Here is a 23,963-nt window from a genome sequence, read left to right on the forward strand (position 1 = left end):
TAACCCTTCGGGGTTCCACATCGATTACCAAAGTGAAAGTGCCGGGCTGGATCTTGTCCCCCATCGATTTCCAGCCCGGCATTTTTTATGCCTTCAGTCCGGCGGCCCCTTAAAGGCCAGGCCTGCTAGGCCAGGACCTGCCGCTTCGAGGAGATCACTCCCGTGTCGAAGCCGGCCAGATGCAGCCCGCCATGGAAGCGTGCGTGCTCGATCTTGACGCAGCGGTCCATCACCACGTTAAGTCCCGCGGCTTCGGCATCTCCGGCCACGCCCTCGTGCCAGGAACCGAGCTGCAGCCACAGCGTCTTGGCGCCTGCGGCCACGGCCTCGTCCAGGACGCCCGGCAGGTCGTCGTGCTTGCGGAACACGTCAACGATGTCCGGGCTCTCGGGCAGGTCCGCCAGCGAGGCGTACGTGGGCTGGCCGAGAATCTCCTTGACCACCGGGTTCACGAAGTACACCTTGTACCGGGTCGAGGACTGCAGGTACGTGGCCACGAAGTAGCTCGCGCGGGACGGCTTGTCCGAGGCGCCCACGATCGCGATCGATTTCGCCTGCCGCAGCAGGTCCAGGCGCTCAGGCGCAGACGGGCCGGTCCAGGTTCCATCAGCGGTGCTCATGCCCGTGCTCCAATCGTGCAGCTGTCAGCAGGTTCTGCGAGGCCGACGGCGTCATCCGCTGCCGCGTTCTGCGCTTCCGTGAGTGCCTGGTCCAGGTCCCAGAGGATGTCCTCCAGGTCTTCCAGGCCCACTGAGATGCGGACCAGGTCCTCCGGAACTCCGGCGGATGCCAGCTGCTCATCGCTGAGCTGCTGGTGCGTCGTGGACCCGGGGTGGATCACCAGGGTGCGGGCGTCGCCCACGTTGGCCAGGTGCGAGGCCAGCTGCAGGGATTCGATGAACTTCTGCCCGGCCGCGCGGCCGCCCTTCACGCCGAAGGAGAACACGGAGCCCGGCCCCAGGGGCAGGTACTTCCTGGCCCGGTCGAAGTGCGGGTGGGACGGCAGGCCCGAGAAGTTCACGTAGGCCACGCGCGGGTCGGCTTCCAGCCATTCGGCCACGGCCTGCGCGTTTTTCAGGTGCTCGTCCAGTCGCTGGGGGAGGGTTTCCACGCCCTGCAGCAGCTGGAACGCGGCCAGCGGGGTCAGCGCCGGGCCGATGTCGCGCAGCTGCTCGCAGCGCAGCTTGGTCAGGAATCCGTATTCGCCGAAGTTTCCCCACCAGGAGACGTTGCCGTAGGAGGCCACCGGCTCAGTCATGCTGGGGAACTTGCCGTTGCCCCAGTTGAAGCGGCCGCTCTCGACGATGACGCCGCCGAGGGTGGTGCCGTGGCCGCCGATGAACTTGGTGGCGGAGTGGATCACGATGTCTGCCCCGTGCTCGATCGGACGCACGAGGTACGGCGTGCTCAAGGTGGCGTCGACGACCAGGGGGATGCCGGCGTCGTGCGCCACTTTTGCCAGGGCCGCAAGGTCCTGGACCTCCGACGACGGGTTGGCCACCACCTCGACGAAGATCGCCTTGGTGTTCTCCCTGACGGCGGCGGCGTAGTCGGCGGGGTCCGTGCCGGGGACGAAGGTGGTGTCCACGCCGAAGCGGCGCAGGGTCACGTCCAGCTGGGTGACCGTGCCGCCGTAGAGCTGTGACGCCGCAACGATGTGGTCGCCGGCCTGGGTGAGGGCGGCAAAGGTGATGAACTCGGCGGCCATGCCCGACGACGTCGCAACCGCTCCGATGCCGCCCTCAAGCGAGGCGATGCGCTCCTCGAACGCGGCCACGGTGGGGTTGCCGATGCGGGAGTAGATGTTGCCGTACTTCTGCAGGGCGAACAGGTTGGCTGCGTCCTGGGTGTCCTTGAATACGAACGACGTCGACTGGTAGATGGGCACGGCCCGGGCGCCGTGCTCGGCGTCGGGAGTGCCGCCGGCGTGCAGGGCGCGGGTGCGGAACCCGAACTTGCGGTCAGCCATCAGACAGCCACCGCCTCGGCCTGGGCCGGAACCCCGGACAAATCCAGCTCGGTGCCGTTCCTGCGGGCGAGGTCGGCTTCGAGTTCCCGGACGATGGGCAGGACGTCGCGGCCGAACGCTGCGATTTCCTCCTGGAAGTGCAGGTAGCCGGTCAGGAAGAGGTTCACGCCGATCTTCTTGTACTCCACGATCCGCTCGGCGATTTGCTCCGGGGTGCCGATCAGCTGGGTCTTGAAGCCGTCGTTGTACTGGACCAGGTCCTCGAACGTGGAGTCCGCCCACATGCCCTTGCCGTCCTTGGTTGACGGTCCGGCTTCCTGCACGGCGTCGCGGAAGCCCTGGACGGCCGGCTTGTGCGCCTTCTCCACGATCTCGCGGAGCGTGTCGCGGGCTTCCTTTTCGGAGTCGCGGGCGATGACGAAGCCGTTGAGGCCGAAACGCGGTGACGCCAGCTGGCCTTCGGTGCCACGCTTGGTTTCGCCGGACGCGGCGACTACGCCGGCGATGTTTTCCCTGAAGCCTTCGAGGTCCTTGCCGTTAGAGAAGTACCAGTCGGCGACGCGGCCCGCGGTGGCCTGGGCCGCCGTCGAGTTACCGCCGAAGAAGATCTCCGGGTGCGCACGGCCCGGAACGTCCACGGGGGCGGGGTTCAGGGTGAAATCGGTGATGTTGTAGTACTTGCCGGCCTGGCTGTAGTCCTTTTCGGTCCACAGGCCGCGGAGCACCTTGATGAATTCCTCGGTCCGGACGTAGCGTTCGTCGTGCTCCAGCCATTCGAGGCCGAAGTTGGTGAACTCGTTCTTGAGCCAGCCGGAGACGATGTTCACGGCGGCGCGGCCGGCGGAGATGTGGTCGGCGGTGATGATGTACTTGGCCAGCACGCCGGGGTGCCACATGCCCGGGTGGACGGCGGCAATCACCTTGAGGCGTTCGGTTGCGGCCAGCAGGGCGAGGCTGAAGGAGGTCGCTTCATGCTGCTTGTCGGCGCCGTAGGACGCGGCGTAGCGCGTCTGGGTCAGGGCGTACTCAAAGCCGGATTCCTCAGCGATGCGGGCCAGCTTCTTGTTGTAGTCGAAGTCCCAGCCGGTGCGCTGCTCAATGGTGGAGACCACCAGGCCGCCGGACACGTTCGGCACCCAGTAGGCGAACTTCAGCGGTTCGGAAAGACGGGCTACGTTGCTGATGTCGTTCATGATCGTTCCTTTACTTCTTCTGTCCGGTGTTGGGATGTCCGGTGTTGGGGTTTCCGGGGACGGCGGTGGCGCGGCGGCGCAGCGCCTCCTGGATGCCGGCAATGGCCGGTTCGTTCTGGAGTGAGGTGGTGTCGCCCAGCGCGCTTCCCTCAAAGAGTTGGGTCAGCAGCCGGCGCATGATCTTGCCGCTGCGGGTCTTGGGTACGTCAGGGACAACGACGACGTCGCGTGGCTTGGCGATCGGGCCGATCTCCTTCGCGACGTGGTTCCGGAGTTCGTCTGTGGTTGCTCCCGTTGAAGCGCCGCCCTTCAAGACCACAAACGCGACGACGGCGTGCCCGGTCGTGGTGTCGGCCACCGGACAGACCCCGGCCTCCACCACGTCCGGGTGCGTGACCAGGGCGGACTCGATCTCGATCGTGGAGAGCAGGTGGCCCGAGACGTTGAGCGTGTCATCCACCCGCCCCAGGATCCAGATGTCGCCGTCGTCGTCGTACTTGGCGCCGTCGCCGGCGAGGAACCAGCCCTGCTCCGCGTACTGGCTCCAGTAGGAGTCGAAGTAGCGGCGCGGGTTGCCCCACACGGTCCGGGCGATGGCAGGGCCTGGCTGGTCCACCACGATGAAGCCCTGCGCGCCCGGAGCGGTGCGGTTTCCGGCCTCGTCCACCACGCGGGTGCTGACGCCCGGAAGGGGACGGGCGGCGCAGCCGGGCTTGAACTCGGTGTCGGTGGGCGCGGGGGACATGATGGTGGCTCCGGTTTCGGACTGCCACCAGGTGTCCACCACAGGGGCGGTGCCTGCGCCGAGGTTGTCGCGGAGCCAGCGCCACGCCTCCGGGTTCACTGCCTCACCCACGGTTCCCAGCAGGCGGATGGAGGAGAAGTCATAGCTGTCCGGCACGCCGTCCGGGAACCATCCCATGAGCGAGCGGACCAGGGTGGGCGCGGTGTAGTACTGGGTGACGCCGTAGCGTTCGATGATCTCGAAGTGCCGGCCCGGATGCGGGGTGTTCGGCGTGCCCTCGAAGATCACCTGCGTGACGCCGTTGGAGAGCGGGCCGTAGATCTCGTACGTGTGGGCGGTGACCCAGGCGAGGTCCGCGGTGCACCAGTGCACATCGCGGTCCCGCAGCGCGGGATCCGGGTTGCTGAACAGGTACTCGAAGCTCCATGACGCCTGGGTGAGGTAGCCGCCCGAGGTGTGCACCAGGCCCTTGGGCTTACCGGTGGTGCCGGAGGTGTACATGATGAACAGGGGAGTCTCGGCGTCGAACGCCTCCGGTTCGTGGACATCGGAGGCGGGTTCGACGACGTCGTGCCACCAGACGTCGCGGCCCGCGGCCATGGGGACAGTGGAGAGATCTTCGGGGGCCGTGGTGCGGTTGATGACCAGGACATGTTCGATGGCATTGTCCCCGGCGACGGCGGCATCGGCGTTGTCCTTGACCGGGACTGCGGCGCCGCGGCGGAACTGGCCGTCGGTGGTCACCAGCAGCTTCGCGCCCGTGTCCTCGACGCGGAACCGCAGGGCCTCGGCGGAGAACCCGCCGAACACCAGGGAGTGGACGGCTCCGATCCGGGCTACGGCGAGGGTGATGATGACCGTTTCGGGGATCACGGGAAGGTAGATGACCACGCGGTCGCCTTTGGTGATGCCGAGGTCCAGCAGCGCGTTTGCGGCCTTGGACACTTCACTCTGGAGGTCGGAGTAGGTGATGGCACGGCGGTCGCCCGGTTCGCCTTCGAAGAACAGGGCCACCTTGTCGCCGCGTCCGGCCTCGACATGCCGGTCCACGCAGTTGTACGCAACGTTCAGCATGCCGCCGTCGAACCACTTGATCCCGGGTCCGCGGCCGGCTTCGACGTCGGCGGGCACCCAGCTGTGTGCGGTGTGCCATGGCTTGTTGCTGCCGGATTTTTGGCTGCCGGGCAGCGCGGCCCGGTCAGTGTCTGCCCAGTCGAGACGGAGGGCCTGTTCCTCCCAGAAGGCCACGTTGCCGGGGTCGACAATGGAGGTGGTACCGCTGTGACGCGCCGGCCCGTCGGTGGGGACGCCGTGCACTGCGCCGTCCGTAGGCTCGGTCGAGGACCATCCCGAAGAGCCGGAAGAGGAGCCGGGCGCGTCACGCAGCCCTGCTTCGACCGCCGTCGCGTCCGAAGTGGTATGTGGGGATGCCTCGGACGGAATCCGGGCAAGGGTGGGCAGGGCAAAAGTATTCTCTGGGGTCATTGCAGCACTCCATCGGTCCTGGCAGTAGCACCCCCGGTTCCTCGCGGCGCGGAAGAACAGTGGCGTGGGAATGGTCGTCTCACGTCACTGGAGGTTGCTGCGGCTTCATCGATCCAGGTCTCTCGGCCGCTCGGGATGGTCATTACCTACTCAAGCGGAGATGCAGAATTTCACAAAATCTGCGTCTTTGGAGCCGTAATATTCGTTCATTGGTCGCCGGTTGCTCGCAGGCCATTCAGATATTCGGAAATGGTGTGAAAACGCCGCAGGAGTAGAGTGGAAGCATGGCCCACAAAAACGATCAGGCTGTCATTGACCGGCTCATGCGAACCAAAGGGACGTGGGCGATTGTTGGCCTAACCCGGAATGAGTGGCGCTCGGCGTACGACGTTTCCCTGTTCGTCCGCGACCGAATGGGCATGGAGATCATCCCGGTCAACCTGCCGGGCGACGACGTCCACGGGGAGAAGGGCTACCGCACCCTCGCGGAGATCCCGGCGGAAAAGCACCCGATTGACGTCGTGGACTGCTTCGTCAATTCGCAGAAGGTCGGGGCTGTCATCGACCAGGCCATCGCCGTCGGCGCCAAGGCAGTGTGGCTGCAGCTGGGTGTTTTCGACGACGCCGCGGTGGAGCGGGCCAAAGCCGCGGGACTCGATGTTGTGGTGAATTCCTGCCCAGCCCGCGAGGGTTGGCGCGTGGGCATCTAGTCCGGCAAGGTCCCGGTGCGCGGGCGCCGGCTTCAGTGCCCGGCTCAGCCCATAAGCCCCGGGTAATGGCGTTCCGTGACGTCCGGGTGGGCGCGCATCCGGCCTTTCAGCATGTTCCGGCCGAACGAGGCGAGCAACGGGTTGGAGGGGTCGTCGGAGATGCCGCGGGCCGCGTCCTTGAGGTCCGGCGGCAGGGGCACCGGGTCGATCACCGCGTCGAGGCGCGGGGACCAGAAGAAGGGGACGGAGTAACGGTCCACGCCGGGCGGCGGGGCCTGCACGCGGTGGATCGTGGCCGCGAGATAGCCCTCGGTGGCCACCTCCAGCATTTCGCCGAGGTTCACCACCAGTGCTTCGGGAATGGGTTCCACAGGGACCCATTCGCTGGTTCCCGGCGGCAGTACTTCCAGCCCGCCCACGTCATCCTGAAGCAGGAGGGTGACGAAGCCGTAGTCCGCGTGCGATCCGACGCCCTGGTCACCGGCCGCTTCCACAACCCCGCCGACGTAGTGGACCAGTTTGCCCATCCAGGCCGGCGCGTCCCGGAAGGGCTCCTCGAAGTAGTCCTCCGGCAGCCGGAGGGACACGGCGATGGCCCGCATCAGTTCCGCGCCCACCCCGGACATGAGCCCGGCCCAGGCCATCGCCGCCTGCTCCAGCTCCGGCATTGCCTCGTGCGGCCACAGGTTGGGGCCCTGCAGGAGCCAGTACGGCTGGTCGGCCGGATAGTCCGTCACAGGTTCACGGTCGGGGGAGTAATCGATCTGCTCGCGCGCATCCGCCCGTCCCTGCGTGACCTCCGTGCCCATCCGGGTGTAGCCGCGGAAATGCGGAGACAGCCGGTTGTCGAGCTTCATCCGCTCGTCGAGGGGGAGGTCGAAGAACCTCCGGATGGTTGCCAGCAGCTCCGTCGCCTGCCCGGGGGCGCCTCCGTAGCCGATGACCTGGAAGAAGCCCACCCGGTGGGTGGCGTCGCGGAGCTGCTCTATGAATTCGGGGCTGAACGAGCCGTCGGCCCGGCGTGCGGAGCCGAGATCCAGTACAGGTATGGTCTCCTGGGCAGCTGCCATCTTCGCAGACTAGCACCGCCCGGAAAGGGTTTGTAGGCTCGCTGCATGGATCCAGCCGCACTGCGAAAAATCTGCCTGTCATTTCCTGGCGCCTTCGAGGACTTCCCTTTCGGCCCCGAAACATCGGTCTTCAAGGTCAGGGCTGCGGTGTCCGGAGGCGCGCGCCAGGAGGCCAAGATGTTCGCGGCCTCGGCCATGGATCCTGAGGACTGGTCGGTAAGCCTCAAATGCGAGCCCGCCCTGGCTGAACAGCTGCGGGCTGTGCACCCGGAGATCACCGGGGCGTGGCACATGAACAAGACGCACTGGAACGGCGTCCGCTTGGACGGTGCCCTGCCCGACGACATGGTCCGGGACATGGTGGAGGACTCCTATGATCTGGTGGTTGCCTCGCTGAGCCGCAAGCAGCAGGAGCAGCTCGGCTGGGCGCGGCTTGCCGGGGCGCGGGGCCGGAAGCATGGCAGTACCGGCGCGGAACGGAGCCGGTCCGTTGACTGAAAAACGGCTGGCCCGCGGCGGGCTGACCTACGCGGAGGTCGGCGCTACCGAGCGCGGCGGGTCGCCCGCGGGCTACCGCAAGGTGGCGTCCCGGACCTATCTCGGGGAAGGGGTCGCTGCCTACCATCGGCTGGCCGAAGGAATCCTGGCCTGGGAGCTGCAGCGGCGGTCCGGCCTGCGTGTCAGGACCGAGTCCGACGTCGTTGTTCCCGGCGCACGCGTGGTGAGCGGTTTCGGCGTCGGCCCTTTCCGCCTCAACGCACCCTGTGAGGTGGTGTGGGTGCGCCCGCCCGCGCCGGGTGGCGGGCCGCAGTCCGCGGGGTTCGGCTATGGCTCGCTGCCGGGCCATCCGGTGCGCGGCGAGGAGTCGTTCGTGGCCGAGATCGACGCGCAGGGCCGGGTGTTTGTCAGCATCACGGCGTTCAGCAGGCCGTCCAACTGGTTTTACGCGGCGGGCGGAGCGCTGGCCCGCCGTGCGCAGCGGCTCATGACTTCCCGATACATTGAAGGTGCACGCCAACTCGCCGCCGGTGAAAGCTGATCAGGAGAGATACATGCTGGACCAAAAGACCCTTGACCTGTTGTGGAACTTCGAGGATCCCAAGCTGTCCGAGCAGCGCTTCCGGGAGGCCCTGGCTGACCCGCGCTACGACGCCGACGAGCGCGCCGAACTCACCACGCAGCTCGGACGGGCCATCGGCCTGCAGAGCCGCTTCGAAGAGGCAGACGCCCTCCTCGACTCAATTGACGGGGACGAACCGACGGTCGGTGTCCGCATCCTGCTGGAGCGCGGAAGGGTCCTGAACTCGGGCGGTCACGCGGCCATGGCGGTGCCCCTGTTCGAGCAGGCGGCTGAACTGGGGGACCATCTCGGTGAGGAGTACCTGGCCGTCGACGCCCTCCACATGCTGGCCATCGCCGACACTGCGCACACCGAACTGTGGACCCGCAGCGCGCTGGAGTACGCCTCCACGGTGCACGATGAGCGCACCAAACGCTGGATGGTGGCCCTGCACAACAATCTGGGCTGGACCCTGCACGGCGCGGGCCGGCTCACCGAGGCGCTGGTGGAATTCCAGCTGGCCGAGCAGTGGGCTGAGCGCGTCGGAACGCCGGCCCAGCAGAAGTACGCGCGCGAAGCCATCGAAGAGTGCGAACAGGCGCTCGCCGCCCACTGACCCCCATCAACCCAACGAAAGGCATAACCCCGTGATCCTCATCGTCGTAAAATTCAAGGTCAAGCCGGACTGGTCCGAGAAATGGCTCGGCCTCGTGGCGGACTTTACCGAGGCAACCCGCCAGGAGCCCGGCAACCTGTGGTTCGACTGGTCCCGGAGCGTGGACGACCCCAACGAATTCGTCCTGGTTGAAGCCTTCAAGGACGACGCCGCCGGCGACCACGTCAACAGCGCCCACTTCAAGAAGGCCATGGCGGACATGCCGCAGGCCCTCGCCGAAACCCCGCGGATCATCAGCCGCCAGCTCGACGGCGAAGGCTGGGATGCGATGGGCGAGCTCACCATCTAGGCCCCGTCGCTAGCATTAAGGGCATGTGGATCGGCTGGATTGAGTTCGACATCCTCCTCGGCGACGTGCACAGCCTCAAGGAGAAGCGGTCCGTGGTCCGGCCGTTGCTGGCCGAGGTCAAACGGCGCTACGAGGTCTCCGTGGCCGAGGTCGGGGACCACGACCAGTACCGGCGCACCAGGATCGGCGCCGGCCTGGTGGCCGCCGACCGGGCGCACCTCGTGGAGGTGCTCACCGCCGTCGAACGCTTTGTGGCCTTCCGCCCCGAACTGGAGCTGCTGAGCGCCCGGCAGCGTGAGCTCCACAGTGAGGATTAAAGCAACGCGGGGTCACTTCCCGCCCAATCCCGGAGGATTATTGGGCGGGAAGTGACCCCGCGTTCGTTTGGGCCGGGCCTCTCTAGCCGAAGTACTTCGGCAGGGTGGCCTCGTGGGCTTCGCGGAGGGAGTCCAGCGCGAGGGCGTCCACACCGTTGATCTCCAGCTGTCCGCTGGCCGCGTCCACCACGCCGATGCGCAGGTGCTCGAAGCCGCGGGCGGTGCACATGTCCTTGAAGCGGACTTCCTCCGAGCGGGGCACCGAGACGACGGCGCGGCCCTGGGACTCGGAGAACAGCGCGGTGAAGAGGTCAACGCCGTCGCGGTCCAGGACGTCCTGCAGTGCGATCCGGGCACCAACGCCGTAGCGCAGCGACGACTCCACGAGGGCCGCGGCAAGGCCGCCCTCGGAGAGGTCGTGGGCCGAGTCCACCATGCCGTCACGGGAGGCGTTGATCAGGATCTCGCCCAGCGCACGTTCGGCCTCGAGGTCAACCTTGGGCGGCAGGCCGCCGAGGTGGCCGCGCAGGTTGGACCATTCCGAACCGTCCAGCTCGGCTGCCGTGCTGCCCAGCAGGTAAATGGCTGCGCCATCCTCCCGCCAGCCCGACGGCGTGCGGCGGGCGACGTCGTCGAGCTTGCCCAGAACTGCCACCACGGGGGAGGGGTGGATCGGCGTGGTGCCGGTCTGGTTGTAAAGCGAGACGTTGCCGCCGGTGACCGGGATGCCCAGCACCATGCAGGCGTCGGACAGGCCGCGGATGGCCTCGGCCAGCTGCCACATGACATCCGGGTCCTCGGGGGAGCCGAAGTTCAGGCAGTCGCTGACGGCCATCGGCACGGCGCCGGAGGTGGCCACGTTGCGGTAGGCCTCGGCCAGCGCCAGCTGCGCGCCGTGGTACGGGTCCAGGTAGGTGTAGCGGCCGTTGGCGTCGGTGGCCAGGGCCACGCCCAGCCCGGATTCCTCGTCCACGCGGACCACACCGGCGTCGTCCGGGAACGCCATGGCGGTGTTGCCGCCGACGTACCGGTCGTACTGGTTGGTGATCCAGGACTTGTCGCACATGTTCGGCGAGGCAACGAGCTCGGTGACCGCGGCGGCCAGTTCCGCCGGGGCCGACGGGCGGCCGGCGTCCTGCACGGAACCGGTGAACTTGTCGGCCTGGACGGCGTCCTGCCACTCCGGGCGGGCAAACGGGCGGTCGTAGACCGGGCCGTCGTGCGCCACGGTGCGCGGGTCGACGTCGACAATGACTTCGCCTTCCCACGTGATGATCAGGCGGCCGCTGTCAGTGACCTCACCCAGCCAGGCGTACTCCACTGCCCACTTGTCCATGACGGCTTCGAAGGCTTCGACGTTCTCCGGCGTCACCACGGCCATCATGCGTTCCTGCGACTCGGACATCAGGATCTCGCCCGGGGTCAGGGTGGGGTCGCGGAGCAGGACAGAGGTCAGCTCGACGTTCATGCCGCCGTCGCCGTTGGAGGCGAGCTCGGACGTGGCGCAGGAGATGCCTGCCGCGCCGAGGTCCTGGATGCCCTCAACCAGCGAACCCTTGAACAGTTCCAGGCAGCACTCGATGAGGACCTTCTCGGCGAACGGGTCGCCCACCTGGACAGCAGGCCGCTTGGACGGCTTGGTGTCGTCGAAGGACTCGGACGCGAGCACCGAGGCGCCGCCGATGCCGTCGCCGCCGGTGCGTGCACCGAACAGGACCACCTTGTTGCCCTTGCCGGAGGCGTTGGCCAGGCGGATGTCCTCGTGGCGCATGACGCCCACGGCCAGGGCGTTGACCAGCGGGTTGCCCTGGTAAACCGAGTCGAACACCATCTCGCCACCGATGTTCGGCAGGCCCAGGGAGTTGCCGTAGCCGCCGATGCCCGCGACCGCGCCGTGCATGACGCGGGCGGTGTCCGGGTGGTCGATGGCGCCGAAGCGCAGCGGGTCCATCACGGCTACCGGGCGGGCGCCCATGGAGATGATGTCGCGGACGATGCCGCCGATGCCGGTGGCGGCACCCTGGTACGGCTCAACGAACGACGGCGAGTTGTGGGACTCGATCTTGAAGGTCACGGCCCAGCCGTCCCCCAGGTTGGTGACGCCGGCGTTTTCGCCGATGCCCACCAGCATGTCCTTCTTCATCTCGTCGGTCACCTTTTCGCCGAACTGGCGCAGGTGGTTCTTCGAGGACTTGTAGGAGCAGTGCTCGCTCCACATCACGGAGTACATGGCGAGCTCGGCGCCGGTCGGGCGGCGGCCCAGGACCTTGACGATCTCGTCGAACTCGTTGCGCTTCAGGCCCAGTTCGGCCCAGGGGAGTTCGGTGTCCGGCGTCTTGGCCGCGTTCTCGACGGTGTCTATGTTGAACTTCTTGGCCTCGGTGATCGAGCTGGTTGAGATCTCGGTCATTTGTTCGCTCCCACAATCTTGTTCAGCACGGAGGTGAAGAAGCCCAGGCCGTCGGTGTCCGTCCCGCCGATGCCGTCCAGGGATTCGGGGCCGAAGCCAACTTCCACGGCGTGCTCCGGGTGCGGCATGAGGCCCACCACGTTGCCCGCGGCGTTGGAGATGCCCGCGATGTCGCGGCGGGAGCCGTTCGGGTTGAAGCCCACGTAGCGGAACACCACGCGGCCCTCGGCCTCGAGCGCGTCCAGGATCTTTTCGTCGGCGATGTACTGGCCGTCCTGGTTCTTCAGCGGCACGGTGATTTCCTGGCCGGCCGCGTAGTCAAGGGTCCAGTCGGTGCTGTTGTTCTCGACACGCAGCACCTGGTCGCGGCAGATGAACTTCAGATGGTCGTTCTTGATCATGGACCCGGGCAGCAGGTGCGACTCGGTCAGGATCTGGAAACCGTTGCAGATGCCCAGCACCGGAAGCTTCGCATCTGAGTTGGCGGCGTCGATGATCTTGGACATCAGCGGGGCGAAACGCGAAATGGCGCCGGCACGGAGGTAATCGCCGTAGGAGAATCCGCCGGGGATCACGACGGCGTCCACGTCACCCAGTTCGGTGTCCGCGTGCCAGAGCGCCACGGGCGTGCCGCCTGCCAGGCGCACCGCGCGGGCGGCGTCGCGGTCATCCAGGGTGCCGGGGAAAGTGACGACGCCGATCTTTGCGCCGGCGAGGCGCGGCTCGGCGGCGACGGCGACTGCCTCGCCGATCAGGGGAAGTTCAGTCATCTCAGGCCTCGACGACCTCGACGTTCACGACGTCTTCGATCACGGGGTTGGACAGCAGGGTTTCGGCGGCATCGCGGGCCTGGGCCAGGATGTCCTCGGTCACCTCGCCGTCAACGGTCAGTTCGAAACGCTTGCCCTGGCGGACAGAGCTAAAGCTGGTGAAGCCCAGGCGGGGGAGTGCACCCACGATGGCCTTCCCCTGGGGGTCCAGAATCTCGGGCTTGGGCATGACGTCGACAACGATCCGGGGCATCCGGTAACTCCTGTGCGTGAGCATTGGGTAAGGGCGCAGCGGAGTGGTGCCGTCTCACGCCATTCCTCAAGTTGCCTGGCTGGTTCAAATGGCACGACATTCATTTGGCACGGCGTGGACGGGCGCTCCGCGAGCTTGCATGCCCTATTCTACCGGCCGCGGCGCCCCACTCCGTATTCGGTGCGGCGGACGCCGGAACCCGGGAAGAACGACGCCGGCTCTGGCCCGCTGCGGGCACGCTCAGTAGGATTGCTGAATGGCTGAGAAACCGAGATCCGTCCTGTTGCCGGTGATGGCCGTGGCGGTGTTCGCCGGCCTCGGAAGAATGGTGGTCCAGAAGATCCGGGCGGACCGTGCAGCCCGCAAGAAGGGTGCTGTCAGGGGCGGCGCCGGGCAGGACCGGGTGGCCGGTCCCGTGGACGAGAAGACGCGCCAGTGGATCAGCGAGGTGGTCCGCACGCCCCGGCAGTAGCTCCCCGGCAGGACGGCAGAACCAACTTTCACTCTCCGGCGGCGGTGCCCTTCCAGGTGCCCGCCGCTTTTTTGATGCCGGTGTCGAAGGGAATGACAAAAAAGTAAAGTTCGGCTTTGTGCCCTATGTCATATGGGGCTCTCAGTAGGTACTCTGGGGATCGGTCGCGATTGCTGGGATCGACAGGACCTGTCATCTTCACGTGTCGTTGCCGCCTGCGCCCGGCAATGTAGCCGGGGCTGTTCCTTATTGAAAGGTTCAAACCACTCGTGAAATCAGCAGGAAAAAGCTTCTTCCGAAGCCGGGGGGCCCGGAAAGCAGCGGCACTGGTTGTCGGCTTGCCTTTGCTCCTTTCGTCCGTCGGCGCACTGCCTGCAACGGCGGCGCCGTCGCAAAATGCGGCTCCGGCCGCACAGCAAAAGAACGTCGACTCCAAGGACTACTCGGCCGGACGCTACATCGTGGTCCTGACCGAGAAGCCCGCCGCCACCTACGAGGGCGGCACGCCTGGCCTGCAGGCCACGAAGCCGCGCTCCGGCCGTAAGCTCGACGCCAACCGCGCCGAGGTCCGCAAGTACCGGTCCCACCTGGAGGCAAAGCAGACTGCGCTGGCCGAAAAGGAAAACGTGCAGATCCGCCGCACGTACACGGCGGCGCTCAACGGCTTCAGCGCCACGCTCACCGCAGACCAGGCCGTGAACCTGGCCAAGAACCCTGAGGTCCTCGCGGTGGCACCCGACACCCAGCAGAAGCCCGACTACTCCACCACGGACTTCCTCAAGCTCAGCGGCGCCAACGGCACGTGGAACAGGCAGTTCGGAGGCACGGCCGGGGCAGGCAAGGGCGTTGTGGTGGGCGTCATCGACTCCGGCTACACGCCGGGCAGCGAGTTCTTCGCCGGCAAAGCGGTCGCGCCGCTCAAGGGCAATCCGCAGGTTGGCGTTCCCTACCGCACAGCCGACGGCAAGATTGCCATGCTGAAAGCGGACGGCAGCACCTTCGAGGGCGAGTGCCAGAAGGGCGAAAAATTCAACGGAACGGCCTGCAACTCCAAGGTCCTGAGTGCCAGGTACTTCTCTGACGCCTTCGAGGACTCCGTGGCCAAGGGGGACAGGGCACCGGAGGAACTGATTTCACCGGTGGACGTGGGAAGCCACGGAACGCATACGGCAAGTACCGCGGCCGGCAACGCCGGTGTGGAAACCTTCGTTGACGGGCGCAGTTTCGGCCTGACCGGCGGGGTCGCACCGGCCGCCAAGCTATCCATCTACAAGATCTGTTGGGAGGACAAAGATCCCAACACCGGCGGCTGCTACACCTCCGCCGCCGTCGACGCCATCAACCAGGCCGTACTGGACGGCGTCGACGTCCTGAACTACTCCATCTCGGGCACCACCTCCACCACCACGGATCCGGTGTCCATGGCCTTCCTCTCCGCGGCGTCGGCGGGCATTTTCGTGGCCGCCTCCGCGGGCAACTCGGGCCCGGAAGCCAGCACCGTGAACCATGGCGAGCCGTGGGTCACCACCGTTGCGGCCAGCACCTTTTCGCAGGAGCTGCAGGGCACCGTGGAGTTCTCCGACGGCAGCAAGTTCCGCGGCGCCAGCATCATGAACAAGGAAGTTTCCGGCGCAGGCGTTGTGCTCGCAGCCAATGCGGCATCCGTTCAGGCCAAGGACCCGGCGCTGTGCGCCCCCGGCTCGCTCGATCCGGCCAAGATCTCCGGCAAGGTGGTGGTCTGCGACCGCGGCGTCTACGACCGGGTGGCCAAGAGCGCCGAGGTTGCGCGCGGCGGCGGGGTGGGCATGATTCTCGTCAACCTGGCCACGTCATCGCTGGACGCCGACAAGCACTCCGTCCCCACCGTGCACGTGAATCCGCCTGCCACGCAGACCATCAAGACCAAGGTGGCGGCCAACCCGGCCATCACGGTTTCACTGGTCAACAAGGACACCACGGGACTGCCCCTAGAGGCGCAGCCGCAGATCGCCGGCTTCTCCTCCCGCGGGCCGCTGCTTGCCACGGACTCTGACCTCCTGAAGCCGGACGTCGCCGCTCCGGGCGTGGCGGTCCTGGCCGGCGTTTCCCCGATCGGTTCGGGCGGCGACCAGTTCGGATTCATGTCCGGCACCTCCATGGCCTCACCGCACGTGGCCGGTTTCGGCGCCCTCATCCTGGGCAAGAACCCCACGTGGTCCCCGGCCGCAGTGAAGTCCGCCATGATGACCACCGCCAGCGACGTCAAGCTCGCAGACGGCAGCAAGAACACCGACGTCCTCGCCACCGGCGCAGGCCAGGTGGATCCTGCCCGTGTCCTGGATCCGGGTCTCGTGTATGACGCCAGCAGCGACGACTACCTGCGCTTCATCCAGGGAACCGGTATGGACCTGGGCATCCCCGGACTCGGCAGCACGCAGCCGCGGAACATGAACGTCCCCTCCTTCTCGCTCGGAAACCTGGCGGGCAGGACCGAGGTCACGCGCACGGTGACCGCGCTGACGCCAGGCACCTACAGCGCCAAGGCCAGCGTGCCCGGTGTGAAGGTCACGGTAACCCCGTCCATCCTTACCTTCGGCGCGGCCGGCGAGAAGCGCACGTTCAAGGTTGCCTTCGAAAACCAGAGCGCACAGTTGGGCCAGTTCGCCATGGGTTCGCTGACATGGCAGGGAGCCAACAAGACCGTGACCTCACCGGTTGCGGTCCGGCCTCAGTCGGTGGTGGCCCCGAAGAACATCGCCTTCACGTCGCAAGGACCCAACGGTTCCGGGAACATCGGGATCGTCTCTGGTTCAAACTCGCCCACGAACGTAACGCTCGATGGCCTGTCGAAGGCGGATTCCTCGGCCATCGAACTCGTGCCCGGGCCCTTCCAGTACGCGGCAGACGCCTCGAACTTCGTCAAGACCGTGGAAGTTCCGGCCGGCTCGCCCCTGGCCAAGCTGTCCGTGATTTCCGCGGATGAGAACGCCGACTTCGACATGGTGGTCATCACCCCGGACGGGCAGGGGATCGTGGCCGCCACCGGAGCGGCGAGTGAGTCTGTTTCGATTCCGAATCCTGCTGCAGGCACGTACCAGATGTTCGTGAACCTTTACGACAGCCCCAATGGGCAGGCAACCAAGGCGTCCGTGGACGCGGCGGTCTTGGGGGCCAATGAGGGCAACGCCACCGTGACTCCTGATCCCGTCCGCCTTGCGAACGGCCTTGGCGGGGAGCTCGTCCTCGCCTGGAAGGACCTGGCTCCCGGCTCCTACATCGGACGGATCACCTTCGACGGGGCCAGTTCCCCGACGTTCGTGAACGTTGTGGTGGCGGAGGGCGGCGCCGTCGCGGTTGCACCGGCTTCGGAAGATCCGAAGAAAATGAAGGAACAGGGGAAGGTCCAGAACGAGGATCTGACGCGGTCACCGGATAACTCCATCTAGGAAGGTCCCGGAACCGGGCTCCCGAAAGGGCCCCCACAGCGAAGGCCGGCGGGCGTGGCTCAAAAAGCCATGGTCCCGCCGGCCTTCGCCGTGCCATGGGTGAAGTTCCTCCGCTCAGGAGTTTTTGTACAGATAATGGCCGCTAAACGCCCCGGAAGTCGCGACAAGTGGACAAAAACTCCTCCTTGAGGGGGTGGAGGAGGGGGCCCAGGTATGGACCCGGCAGCTCAGATGGCGCCCGTTGACCCGGCCACTCCGCCCAGCAGCGGGGACAGCGCCCGCCAGCGGGCGATTTCACAGCCGTCCGTCAGGGAAAACCGGGAGTTCACATCGCGGCCGTTGAAAGTACCTGTCACCACGGCCACCTGTGGGCCGCCGTACTGCTGCGTGCAGAGTTTGGGCGGGCCGGGTTCGGGGAAAAAGATCCGTTCGCCGAAGCGTCCGACGGCGGCAATCGCCGCCGCCGGGTCCGGCAGTGTTGATTCGATCATCTCGCCGGCACGGCTGACGAGGACGAAGGTGTGTTCCGGGCCGCCGGGTGCATGCGTCAGCGCGACGGTGAGGTCCAGATTAAGGTCAAGGTTCGGAGACTCAGGCGTCAGGCTCACCGTTCGGCCTCCGAACCGAGGCTGTCGAGGAGCGGGGCCAGGGCGGCCATCAGCCGGCCGCGCAGCGTCTGGGCCTCTGCGGAGAACGCACGCTGCTGCTCCACGTACGCTGCCTTGCCGTCCGGCGTCTCAATCGGAATGGCCGGGTAGCCCCAGTCGGTGAGGTCATACGGGGAGGCCTTCATGTCCATGGCGCGCACCCGCCAGGACAGTTCGAAGCAGTCCATCACCAGCTCGCTCGGCAGGGCAGGGGAGAGCTTGTATGCCCATTTGTAGAGGTCCATGTTGGCGTGCAGGCAGCCGGGCTGTTCCATGGTCCGCTGGTTCTCCCGGCTGGGGGCGAGCTCGTTCAGCGGCACGGCGTCGGGTGTGTAGAAGCGGAACGCATCGAAGTGCGAGCAGCGGATCCGGTTGTCCTCCACCACCTTGTCAGTTCCGGCACCCCCGAGCCTCAGCTTGAGATACTCGTGGCGCAGCTCGAACTTCTCCTGGCGGTAGACCATGGCCCACTCGTGCAGGCCGAAGCACCCGAACTGTGCCGGCCGGGCGGCCGTGCCCGCGAGGATGATCCGGGCAAAGAGGAGCGACTCGCGCCGTTCGGCCAGGAAAGAGTCCCGGTCGAACGCCACCGCCACGCTTCCGGGCGGCAGGCCCGCACGGCCCAGCTCGCCGCCGTCGAGCGTTTTGTAGTATTTCCAGTCCTTGCGGACGGCAGCCCCCGTTCCTGAAAGCACCACTCCGTCCCCGGGATGCCAGCGCAGCAGCTGACCGGGCTTTTGGGTGTAGTAGGTGAAGAGGAAGTCCTCCACGGGATGCTTCCGCCCGGCAGAACGGCGGGCCAGGTAGGGGTCGGCGTATTGGCGCACGCGGCGGGCATGTGCCGCCTCCCGTTCCTGCCAGTCAGCGGGGGAGAGGACCTGGGCAGCGGGGATGGTCAAAGCTGTGCCTGCCACGGTGCTAAAGCGCTCCGCCTGCGGCGCCGAGGATGTCCTTGGCGGCGTTCCAGGCTCCGATCTGGCAGCCGTCCCGCAGGGCGAAGGAGGTCTCCACCGGGGTGCCATTGACCTCGCCGGTCACGCTGGCCACCTGCGGGCCACCATACTGCTGGGTGCAGGAGATGCCTTTGGGTGGCGCAGCGGGGTTCAGGATGGCTGCATTGTTCTTCAAGGCCGAGCAGGCTGCGGCAGCCCGGGGGTGCTGGCTCTCTGCCATCGGGGCACCGCCCTTGCAGACCAGCGTGTAGTTGACGGTCTTTCCATCCTTCGAGGCCTTGACCGTGATGGACAGTTCGGCGTCGCCGGCGCCGGGCCCGGACGGCAGGGGAGCAGCGGAAGGCGGAGCGGGGGCAGGGACCGTCGTCTCGGCGTCGGGCGGTGTGGTGCCGGGGGCAGGAGTAGTGGGACTGCCGGGTGACTCCGTGCCAGGGGCCCGGGTGCCGGGAGATGAGGTCCCGGGCGAGCCTGTAGTGGCGCCGGGGGTGGCCGAAGGCTGGCCGGTTCCGGTGTTTGGGGTGCAGGCCGCGACACCGCCCATCGCTGCGAGGGTGAGCAGCACAGAAATCAGTTGCTTGCGCATGCCGGGTCTCCTCAAGTTTTTCCCATTCTACCGTCGGGGCGCCGCACGGTCCGGAACGGGGCGATAACGGTGCCCGGCAATTGCTAACGGAAGGGTATCGATTCTTCGGTGCGTCCGCGGTATCTTTCTGACATCAACGGGTGCGCGGCAAAACCATATAGTGATGACGCCCATGGGGGGCAGAGCGTCCAGTTCGTGGGACCGAAGGTCTACAGGTCCTGAACAAAGGAAGGCATCCCCCATGATCCCCCAGCAATCCACTACCCGCCCCGGACACAGCAGGAGGCTGCCGGCCATTTTGACCGCAGCCCTTGCCATGGTCATTGGCCAGGGCATCGCAGCTCCGGCCGCCGCTCCGGTCCCCGCCGCAGTCCACCCCGCCGCAGCCCTGCCGGCAGCCTTGCAGCCGGCCTCCTCACCGCTCGACGACGGGCACTACATCGTGATGCTCAAGGACAAACCGCTGGCCACCTACTCCGGCGGCGTGCCCGGCATCCCGGGTACGGCGGTGCCGAAGGGAAAGAAGCTGAACCCCTCGGGCCCCAACTCACGAAGATACGATGCCCACCTGAAGGCCAAGCAGCGGCAGGAGGCAGCGTCCAAGGGTGTGACCATCAACAGGAGCTACACCCTGGCCCTCAACGGCTTCAGCGCAGTCCTGTCTGCGGCGCAGGCCAAGGCGCTCGCGGGTGACGGGGACGTGCTGGCCGTGGTCCCGGACAGCATGCGCAAGCCGGACTACTCGAGCACCGATTTCCTTGGACTGCCCGGCGGCGACGGCGTATGGGACCAGCAGTTCGGCGGCACGGATGAGGCTGGCAAGGGCATCGTCGTGGGCATGATTGACACCGGCTACACGCCGGACAACCCGTTCTTCGCCGGGGACCCTGTTGATCCGCTGTCCGGCACACCGAAAGTCGGTGAGCCGTACCACCTTCAGGACAACGTGATCGCGATGCGCAAGGCCAACGGCGGAACCTTCGTGGGTGACTGCGTGGCCGGTGACGGATTCGACGGCACGGAGTGCAACAGCAAGGTCATCGGTGCCAGGTTCTACGACAAGGCCTACAGGGCAGCAGTTCCGCCCGAATTCATTTCCCCGAATGAGAAGTTCTCCCCGCTTGACGTTGACGGCCATGGATCCCACACGTCCAGCACCGCGGCGGGAAACAGCGACGTCACCCAGACGGCTGGCGGCCGTGATTTCGGAAAGAGCTCGGGCGTTGCGCCGGCCGCCAAGATCGCCGTGTACAAGGTCTGCTGGGAGGGGACCATTCCCGAGGCGACCGGGTGCGTTGAGTCGGACATTCTTAACGCCATCCAGGATGCAGTCCTCGACGGCGTGGACGTGCTGAACTTCTCCATTTCGGGTAACAACAACTCCACCACCGACGCCGTTTCGCTCGCGTTCCTCAACGCAGCGGCAGCAGGGATCTTCGTGGCCGCCTCGGCCGGCAACTCCGGCCCGACGGCCTCCACGGTCAACCATGCCGGCCCTTGGATCACCAGCGTGGCGGCCTCGACGTTCGACAACACGCTGCGCGGCACCGCGGAACTGTCGGACGGCAGCAAGTTCGCCGGCGCAAGCGTCATGGGCAGCGAGGTGGACTCCAAGCCGATCGTGCTGGCGGTGGACGTGAAGGCGGCCGCGGCCGCAGCTGCCGACGCGGCACTCTGTGCGCCGAACTCCCTGGACCCCGCCAAGGTGGCCGACAAGATCGTTGTCTGCGACCGCGGTGTGGTGGCACGCGTTGACAAGAGCGCCGAGGTCAAGCGCGCGGGCGGCGTGGGCATGGTCCTGGTCAACCTGACGCCGGGCTCGCTCGACGCCGACCTGCACAGCGTGCCCACGGTCCACGTGGCTGACCCGAAGATCAAGGATGTGGTGGCGGCGACGCCGGGCATGACGGCAAGCCTCAAGGCAACCGACACGACCGGAGCCACGCCCCCGCCGGTGCCCCAGATTGCGGAGTTCTCCTCCCGCGGGCCGACCCTGGCCTCCGACGGTGACCTGCTCAAGCCGGACGTTGCGGCTCCTGGCGTTGCAGTGCTGGCCGCTGTTTCGCCCATAGGCTTCAACGGCGAGAACTTCGGCTTCCTGTCCGGCACGTCCATGGCGTCACCGCACATCGCCGGTTCGGGCGCGCTGCTGCTGGGCAAGAACCCGCAGTGGTCCCCGGCGGCCGTGAAATCCGCCATCATGACCACGGCCTACGACCTGGTCAACGCTGACGGCGCCGATGTGCATGACGTCTTCGCCCAGGGCGCGGGCCATGTTGATCCAGCGCGTTTTGATTCCCCGGGGCTCGTCTACGACGCCGGGATCAGCGACTGGATGGGCTTCCTGCAGGGACAGGGAATTGACCTTGGTGTGGCCCCCATCGCAGCCAAGGACGTGAACCTTCCCTCCGTGGCGCTTGGTGCCATGTCCGGCAGTGCGACGGTCACCCGCACGGTTACCGCCGTGACGGCGGGAACGTACCGGGCGGCCATCAGCGTTCCGGGCATCACCGCGACCGTCAGCCCGGCAGAGGTCACGCTGGCCGAGGGCGAGAGCGCTACGTTCACGATCACGTTCACCACCGCCGGGGCTCCGCTGAACGCGTATTCCACCGGATCCCTGACGTGGACCTCGGGTGACAATACGGTGCGTTCGCCGGTGGCGGTGCGTCCCGTGAAGTAGTGCGCACTTCCCAGGACGGACGACGCCGGGACTCACCACCCGTGGTGGGTCCCGGCGTCGTGCATTAACTGCCGTAGAGCCGGCGGCGAGCCGGAACCGGCAGATAGTTAGTGCACTAACAATCGGTGTATCCTTGATGGTGGCAGTAGTCCTGAAATGGAGTGGATACCGTGGCAAAAGAGAACGCCGTACAGCGGTTCATGCGGGCAACCGGCAAGCTTAGGGCGGTCTTTGGCCCCGCGAACAGGAGTTCGCTGGTGCACGACATGACCGAGGAAAACCGCAAACTGCTCGCCCAGCGCGAGGCGGAGACGCAGCAGTGGGAAACCGTCCGCCGCCCGGACGGCAGCACGTACGTTGTGCCCCGCAACCCCGACGACAAGTCCCTGCGCTAGCAGTCGCTGAACAGCCAAGTTCCTGAACCACGCGGGCCGCTGAACCTTGGCCCGCCGGGGTTCTTTTCCGGTGTCCCGGCGTAAAATAAGGGCACAGTCGAAGGGCAGACGCTCCGACGCCTTCAAGCAGGGAAGGGGGTGGGACTTGTGGCACATGTGCTCACTGGCTTTATGAACCTGACGGACAGGCTCCGGTTCGTATTCGGCCCTGCCGCCGTAGGCGATGCAGCTGCACCGGTGGTTCACCTGCATGACGATTACGAGCATGCTTCGGAAGAGGATTTGGCCCAGTTCGAGGTCGAGACCGACTCGGAGGGGCACCACTACGCCGTCCGCAAGAGCGAGCTGGATAAGTGACAAAGCCCTCATAAACTACAGAAGCCCGGTGCGCATGAGCGCACCGGGCTTCTGTCTGCGCTGGCAACGGGCCAGCAGGCACCTTAGCGGCCGGTGCCGCCGTAGACGGTGGCGACGGCTTCGCTGTCCAGGTCGAATGCCTTGTGGATGGCGCGCACGGCGTCATCGAGCAGGTCAGCATGCGTCACCACGGAAATGCGGATCTCCGACGTGGAGATCATGTTGATGTTGATGCCTGCGGCGGACAGGGCCTTGAAGAACGTGGCCGAAACGCCCGGGTGGGAGCGCATGCCGGCGCCGATCAGCGACAGCTTGCCGATCTGCTCGTTGTACTCGATGCTTTCGAAGCCGATCTCGGTCTGCGCGGCGCGGAGGGCGGCAAGGGCGTCGGCACCCTCGACGATGGGCAGGGTGAAGGAGATATCGGTCCTGCCGGTGCCGTGCGTGGAGACGTTCTGGACGATCATGTCAATGTTCGAGTGCGCGTCCGCGATGACCTGGAAGATCGCGGCTGCCTTGCCCGGGATGTCCGGAACACCCACAACGGTGACCTTTGCTTCCGAGCGGTCGTGTGCAACACCGGAGATGATTGGCTGCTCCAAGGCAACTCCCTCTTGAGTCGTGATCTTGTCATCGGCGCCGGGCAGGACCCAGGTGCCTTCGTTCTGGCTGAATGAGGAACGGACATGCAGAGGCACGCCGAACCGCCGGGCGTATTCGACGCACCGGAGGTGGAGGATCTTGGCCCCGGAGGCGGCCAGTTCCAGCATCTCCTCGCTGGAGATGCGGTCGATCTTCTGGGCCGACGGAACAACGCGGGGGTCCGCGGTGTAGATGCCGTCAACGTCCGTGTAGATCTCGCAGACGTCAGCCTCAAGCGCGGCGGCGAGGGCCACTGCCGTGGTGTCCGAACCGCCACGGCCGAGGGTGGTGATCTCGTTGGTGGAACGGCTCATGCCCTGGAAGCCGGCGACGATCGCGATGTGCCCCTTGTCCAGGGCGGTGCGGATGCGGTGCGGGTCGACGTCGATGATCCGGGCCTTGCCGTGGATGCCGTCCGTGATCATGCCGGCCTGGGAACCCGTGAAGGACTGGGCGGATGCCCCGAACTTGTTGATGGCCATGGCCAGCAGTGCCATGGAGATGCGCTCACCGGCGGAGAGGAGCATGTCCATCTCGCGGGCCGGGGCCGAGTCGGTGACCTGGGCGGCAAGGTCAAGGAGCTCGTCGGTGGTGTCACCCATCGCGGAGACCACGACGACGACTTCGTTGCCGGCCTTCTGGGCGTCGACCACGCGCTTGGCCACGCGCTTGATGCCGTCAGCGTCAGCCACCGAGGAGCCGCCGAACTTCTGCACAATCAGCTGTTTGGTGACAGCAGCATCTGCGGGCAGCTCCTGCGGCCGCGGTTCGGTTTTCACATCGGTACTGGGCATACTCATGCGTGCACCCTCACTGGATCAAATTGGGTTCTGGAGGCCAGGCGGCCTTGCGGCACGGC

At 66.4% G+C, this 23,963-nt stretch carries 23 protein-coding genes; 11 read left to right on the plus strand and 12 right to left on the minus strand.

All coding sequences use genetic code 11. From position 1 onward, the window contains the following. Positions 1 to 125 precede the first annotated feature (125 nt). Genes ACFRAH_RS04775 through acs form a run of 4 tightly spaced genes read right to left on the minus strand, consistent with a single transcriptional unit; the run spans position 126 to position 5,392 of the window. A complete protein-coding gene (locus ACFRAH_RS04775; protein ID WP_377989772.1) occupies positions 126 to 620 on the minus strand; it encodes a CoA-binding protein in 495 nt (164 codons plus the stop codon). Continuing rightward, the gene (locus ACFRAH_RS04780; protein WP_377989773.1) at positions 617 to 1,969 is read right to left on the minus strand and encodes an O-acetylhomoserine aminocarboxypropyltransferase/cysteine synthase family protein; all 1,353 of its coding nucleotides are present in this window, start codon (positions 1,967 to 1,969) and stop codon (positions 617 to 619) included. The genes ACFRAH_RS04775 and ACFRAH_RS04780 overlap by 4 nt, the downstream gene beginning before the upstream one ends. Then, positions 1,969 to 3,162, minus strand: a complete 1,194-nt coding sequence (sfnG, locus tag ACFRAH_RS04785; RefSeq protein ID WP_377989774.1) for a dimethylsulfone monooxygenase SfnG — start codon at positions 3,160 to 3,162, stop codon at positions 1,969 to 1,971. The genes ACFRAH_RS04780 and sfnG overlap by 1 nt, the downstream gene beginning before the upstream one ends. 10 nt (positions 3,163 to 3,172) lie before the next feature. After that, the gene (gene acs, locus ACFRAH_RS04790; RefSeq protein ID WP_377989775.1) at positions 3,173 to 5,392 is read right to left on the minus strand and encodes an acetate--CoA ligase; all 2,220 of its coding nucleotides are present in this window, start codon (positions 5,390 to 5,392) and stop codon (positions 3,173 to 3,175) included. Between the two features lie 284 nt (positions 5,393 to 5,676). On the opposite strand from acs, the gene ACFRAH_RS04795 reads away from it, so the two are divergent. Next, positions 5,677 to 6,102, plus strand: coding sequence for a CoA-binding protein (locus ACFRAH_RS04795; protein ID WP_377989776.1), 426 nt, complete (start codon positions 5,677 to 5,679; stop codon positions 6,100 to 6,102). A gap of 44 nt (positions 6,103 to 6,146) precedes the next feature. On the opposite strand, the gene ACFRAH_RS04800 is transcribed toward ACFRAH_RS04795, so the two are convergent. Further along, positions 6,147 to 7,172 carry an isopenicillin N synthase family dioxygenase gene (locus ACFRAH_RS04800; RefSeq protein WP_377989777.1) on the minus strand — a complete coding sequence of 342 codons (1,026 nt, stop codon included), beginning with the start codon at positions 7,170 to 7,172 and terminating at the stop codon, positions 6,147 to 6,149. 45 nt (positions 7,173 to 7,217) lie between these two features. On the opposite strand from ACFRAH_RS04800, the gene ACFRAH_RS04805 reads away from it, so the two are divergent. From ACFRAH_RS04805 to ACFRAH_RS04825, 5 genes are read left to right on the plus strand one after another with little or no spacing between them, the layout of a single operon-like run. Continuing rightward, positions 7,218 to 7,670, plus strand: a complete 453-nt coding sequence (locus ACFRAH_RS04805) for an MmcQ/YjbR family DNA-binding protein (protein ID WP_377989778.1) — start codon at positions 7,218 to 7,220, stop codon at positions 7,668 to 7,670. Continuing rightward, entirely contained in the window at positions 7,663 to 8,211 is a 549-nt protein-coding gene (locus tag ACFRAH_RS04810; RefSeq protein WP_377989779.1) for a DUF1990 family protein, read from the plus strand. The genes ACFRAH_RS04805 and ACFRAH_RS04810 overlap by 8 nt, the downstream gene beginning before the upstream one ends. 13 nt (positions 8,212 to 8,224) lie before the next feature. After that, positions 8,225 to 8,848, plus strand: a complete 624-nt coding sequence (locus tag ACFRAH_RS04815) for a hypothetical protein (protein ID WP_377989780.1) — start codon at positions 8,225 to 8,227, stop codon at positions 8,846 to 8,848. Between the two features lie 31 nt (positions 8,849 to 8,879). Then, a complete protein-coding gene (locus ACFRAH_RS04820) occupies positions 8,880 to 9,197 on the plus strand; it encodes a putative quinol monooxygenase (protein ID WP_377989781.1) in 318 nt (105 codons plus the stop codon). A 23-nt stretch (positions 9,198 to 9,220) separates the two neighbouring features. Next, a complete protein-coding gene (locus ACFRAH_RS04825) occupies positions 9,221 to 9,514 on the plus strand; it encodes a DUF503 domain-containing protein (protein ID WP_377989782.1) in 294 nt (97 codons plus the stop codon). Positions 9,515 to 9,596: 82 nt separating this feature from the next. Here ACFRAH_RS04825 and purL read toward each other — a convergent pair whose 3' ends face one another. The 3 genes from purL to purS are packed head-to-tail and all read right to left on the minus strand — an operon-like array spanning position 9,597 to position 12,947. Further along, on the minus strand, positions 9,597 to 11,924 hold the full coding sequence (gene purL / locus ACFRAH_RS04830; RefSeq protein WP_377989783.1) for a phosphoribosylformylglycinamidine synthase subunit PurL: 2,328 nt from the start codon (positions 11,922 to 11,924) through the stop codon (positions 9,597 to 9,599). After that, positions 11,921 to 12,694: a phosphoribosylformylglycinamidine synthase subunit PurQ gene (gene purQ, locus ACFRAH_RS04835; RefSeq protein WP_377989784.1), complete on the minus strand. Its 774-nt coding sequence runs from the start codon at positions 12,692 to 12,694 to the stop codon at positions 11,921 to 11,923. The genes purL and purQ overlap by 4 nt, the downstream gene beginning before the upstream one ends. A gap of 1 nt (position 12,695) precedes the next feature. Next, a complete protein-coding gene (purS, locus tag ACFRAH_RS04840) occupies positions 12,696 to 12,947 on the minus strand; it encodes a phosphoribosylformylglycinamidine synthase subunit PurS (RefSeq protein ID WP_003798434.1) in 252 nt (83 codons plus the stop codon). A 256-nt stretch (positions 12,948 to 13,203) separates the two neighbouring features. On the opposite strand from purS, the gene ACFRAH_RS04845 reads away from it, so the two are divergent. Both ACFRAH_RS04845 and ACFRAH_RS04850 read left to right on the plus strand, forming a co-directional pair. Further along, positions 13,204 to 13,419, plus strand: coding sequence for a hypothetical protein (locus tag ACFRAH_RS04845; RefSeq protein WP_377989785.1), 216 nt, complete (start codon positions 13,204 to 13,206; stop codon positions 13,417 to 13,419). A 344-nt stretch (positions 13,420 to 13,763) separates the two neighbouring features. Beyond that, the gene (locus ACFRAH_RS04850; RefSeq protein WP_377989811.1) at positions 13,764 to 16,844 is read left to right on the plus strand and encodes a S8 family serine peptidase; all 3,081 of its coding nucleotides are present in this window, start codon (positions 13,764 to 13,766) and stop codon (positions 16,842 to 16,844) included. Positions 16,845 to 17,071: 227 nt separating this feature from the next. On the opposite strand, the gene ACFRAH_RS04855 is transcribed toward ACFRAH_RS04850, so the two are convergent. From ACFRAH_RS04855 to ACFRAH_RS04865, 3 genes are read right to left on the minus strand one after another with little or no spacing between them, the layout of a single operon-like run. Continuing rightward, positions 17,072 to 17,452, minus strand: coding sequence for a serine protease inhibitor (locus tag ACFRAH_RS04855; RefSeq protein ID WP_377989786.1), 381 nt, complete (start codon positions 17,450 to 17,452; stop codon positions 17,072 to 17,074). Further along, a complete protein-coding gene (locus tag ACFRAH_RS04860; RefSeq protein WP_377989787.1) occupies positions 17,449 to 18,405 on the minus strand; it encodes a 3-methyladenine DNA glycosylase in 957 nt (318 codons plus the stop codon). Before ACFRAH_RS04860 ends, ACFRAH_RS04855 begins: the two co-directional genes overlap by 4 nt. Positions 18,406 to 18,409: 4 nt before the next feature. Continuing rightward, complete coding sequence (locus tag ACFRAH_RS04865) at positions 18,410 to 19,027, minus strand: SSI family serine proteinase inhibitor (protein ID WP_377989788.1); 618 nt, start codon at positions 19,025 to 19,027, stop codon at positions 18,410 to 18,412. Between the two features lie 241 nt (positions 19,028 to 19,268). On the opposite strand from ACFRAH_RS04865, the gene ACFRAH_RS04870 reads away from it, so the two are divergent. From ACFRAH_RS04870 to ACFRAH_RS04880, 3 genes are all read left to right on the plus strand, one after another. Continuing rightward, positions 19,269 to 21,710 carry a S8 family peptidase gene (locus tag ACFRAH_RS04870; protein WP_377989789.1) on the plus strand — a complete coding sequence of 814 codons (2,442 nt, stop codon included), beginning with the start codon at positions 19,269 to 19,271 and terminating at the stop codon, positions 21,708 to 21,710. A gap of 200 nt (positions 21,711 to 21,910) precedes the next feature. Further along, the gene (locus ACFRAH_RS04875) at positions 21,911 to 22,105 is read left to right on the plus strand and encodes a hypothetical protein (RefSeq protein WP_194718022.1); all 195 of its coding nucleotides are present in this window, start codon (positions 21,911 to 21,913) and stop codon (positions 22,103 to 22,105) included. 171 nt (positions 22,106 to 22,276) lie between these two features. Continuing rightward, a complete protein-coding gene (locus ACFRAH_RS04880; RefSeq protein ID WP_377989790.1) occupies positions 22,277 to 22,462 on the plus strand; it encodes a hypothetical protein in 186 nt (61 codons plus the stop codon). A gap of 83 nt (positions 22,463 to 22,545) precedes the next feature. Here ACFRAH_RS04880 and ACFRAH_RS04885 read toward each other — a convergent pair whose 3' ends face one another. Then, complete coding sequence (locus ACFRAH_RS04885; protein WP_377989791.1) at positions 22,546 to 23,904, minus strand: aspartate kinase; 1,359 nt, start codon at positions 23,902 to 23,904, stop codon at positions 22,546 to 22,548. Positions 23,905 to 23,963 lie beyond the last annotated feature (59 nt).

The organism is Arthrobacter sp. NPDC056727, from assembly GCF_042790555.1.
Classification (GTDB): domain Bacteria; phylum Actinomycetota; class Actinomycetes; order Actinomycetales; family Micrococcaceae; genus Arthrobacter.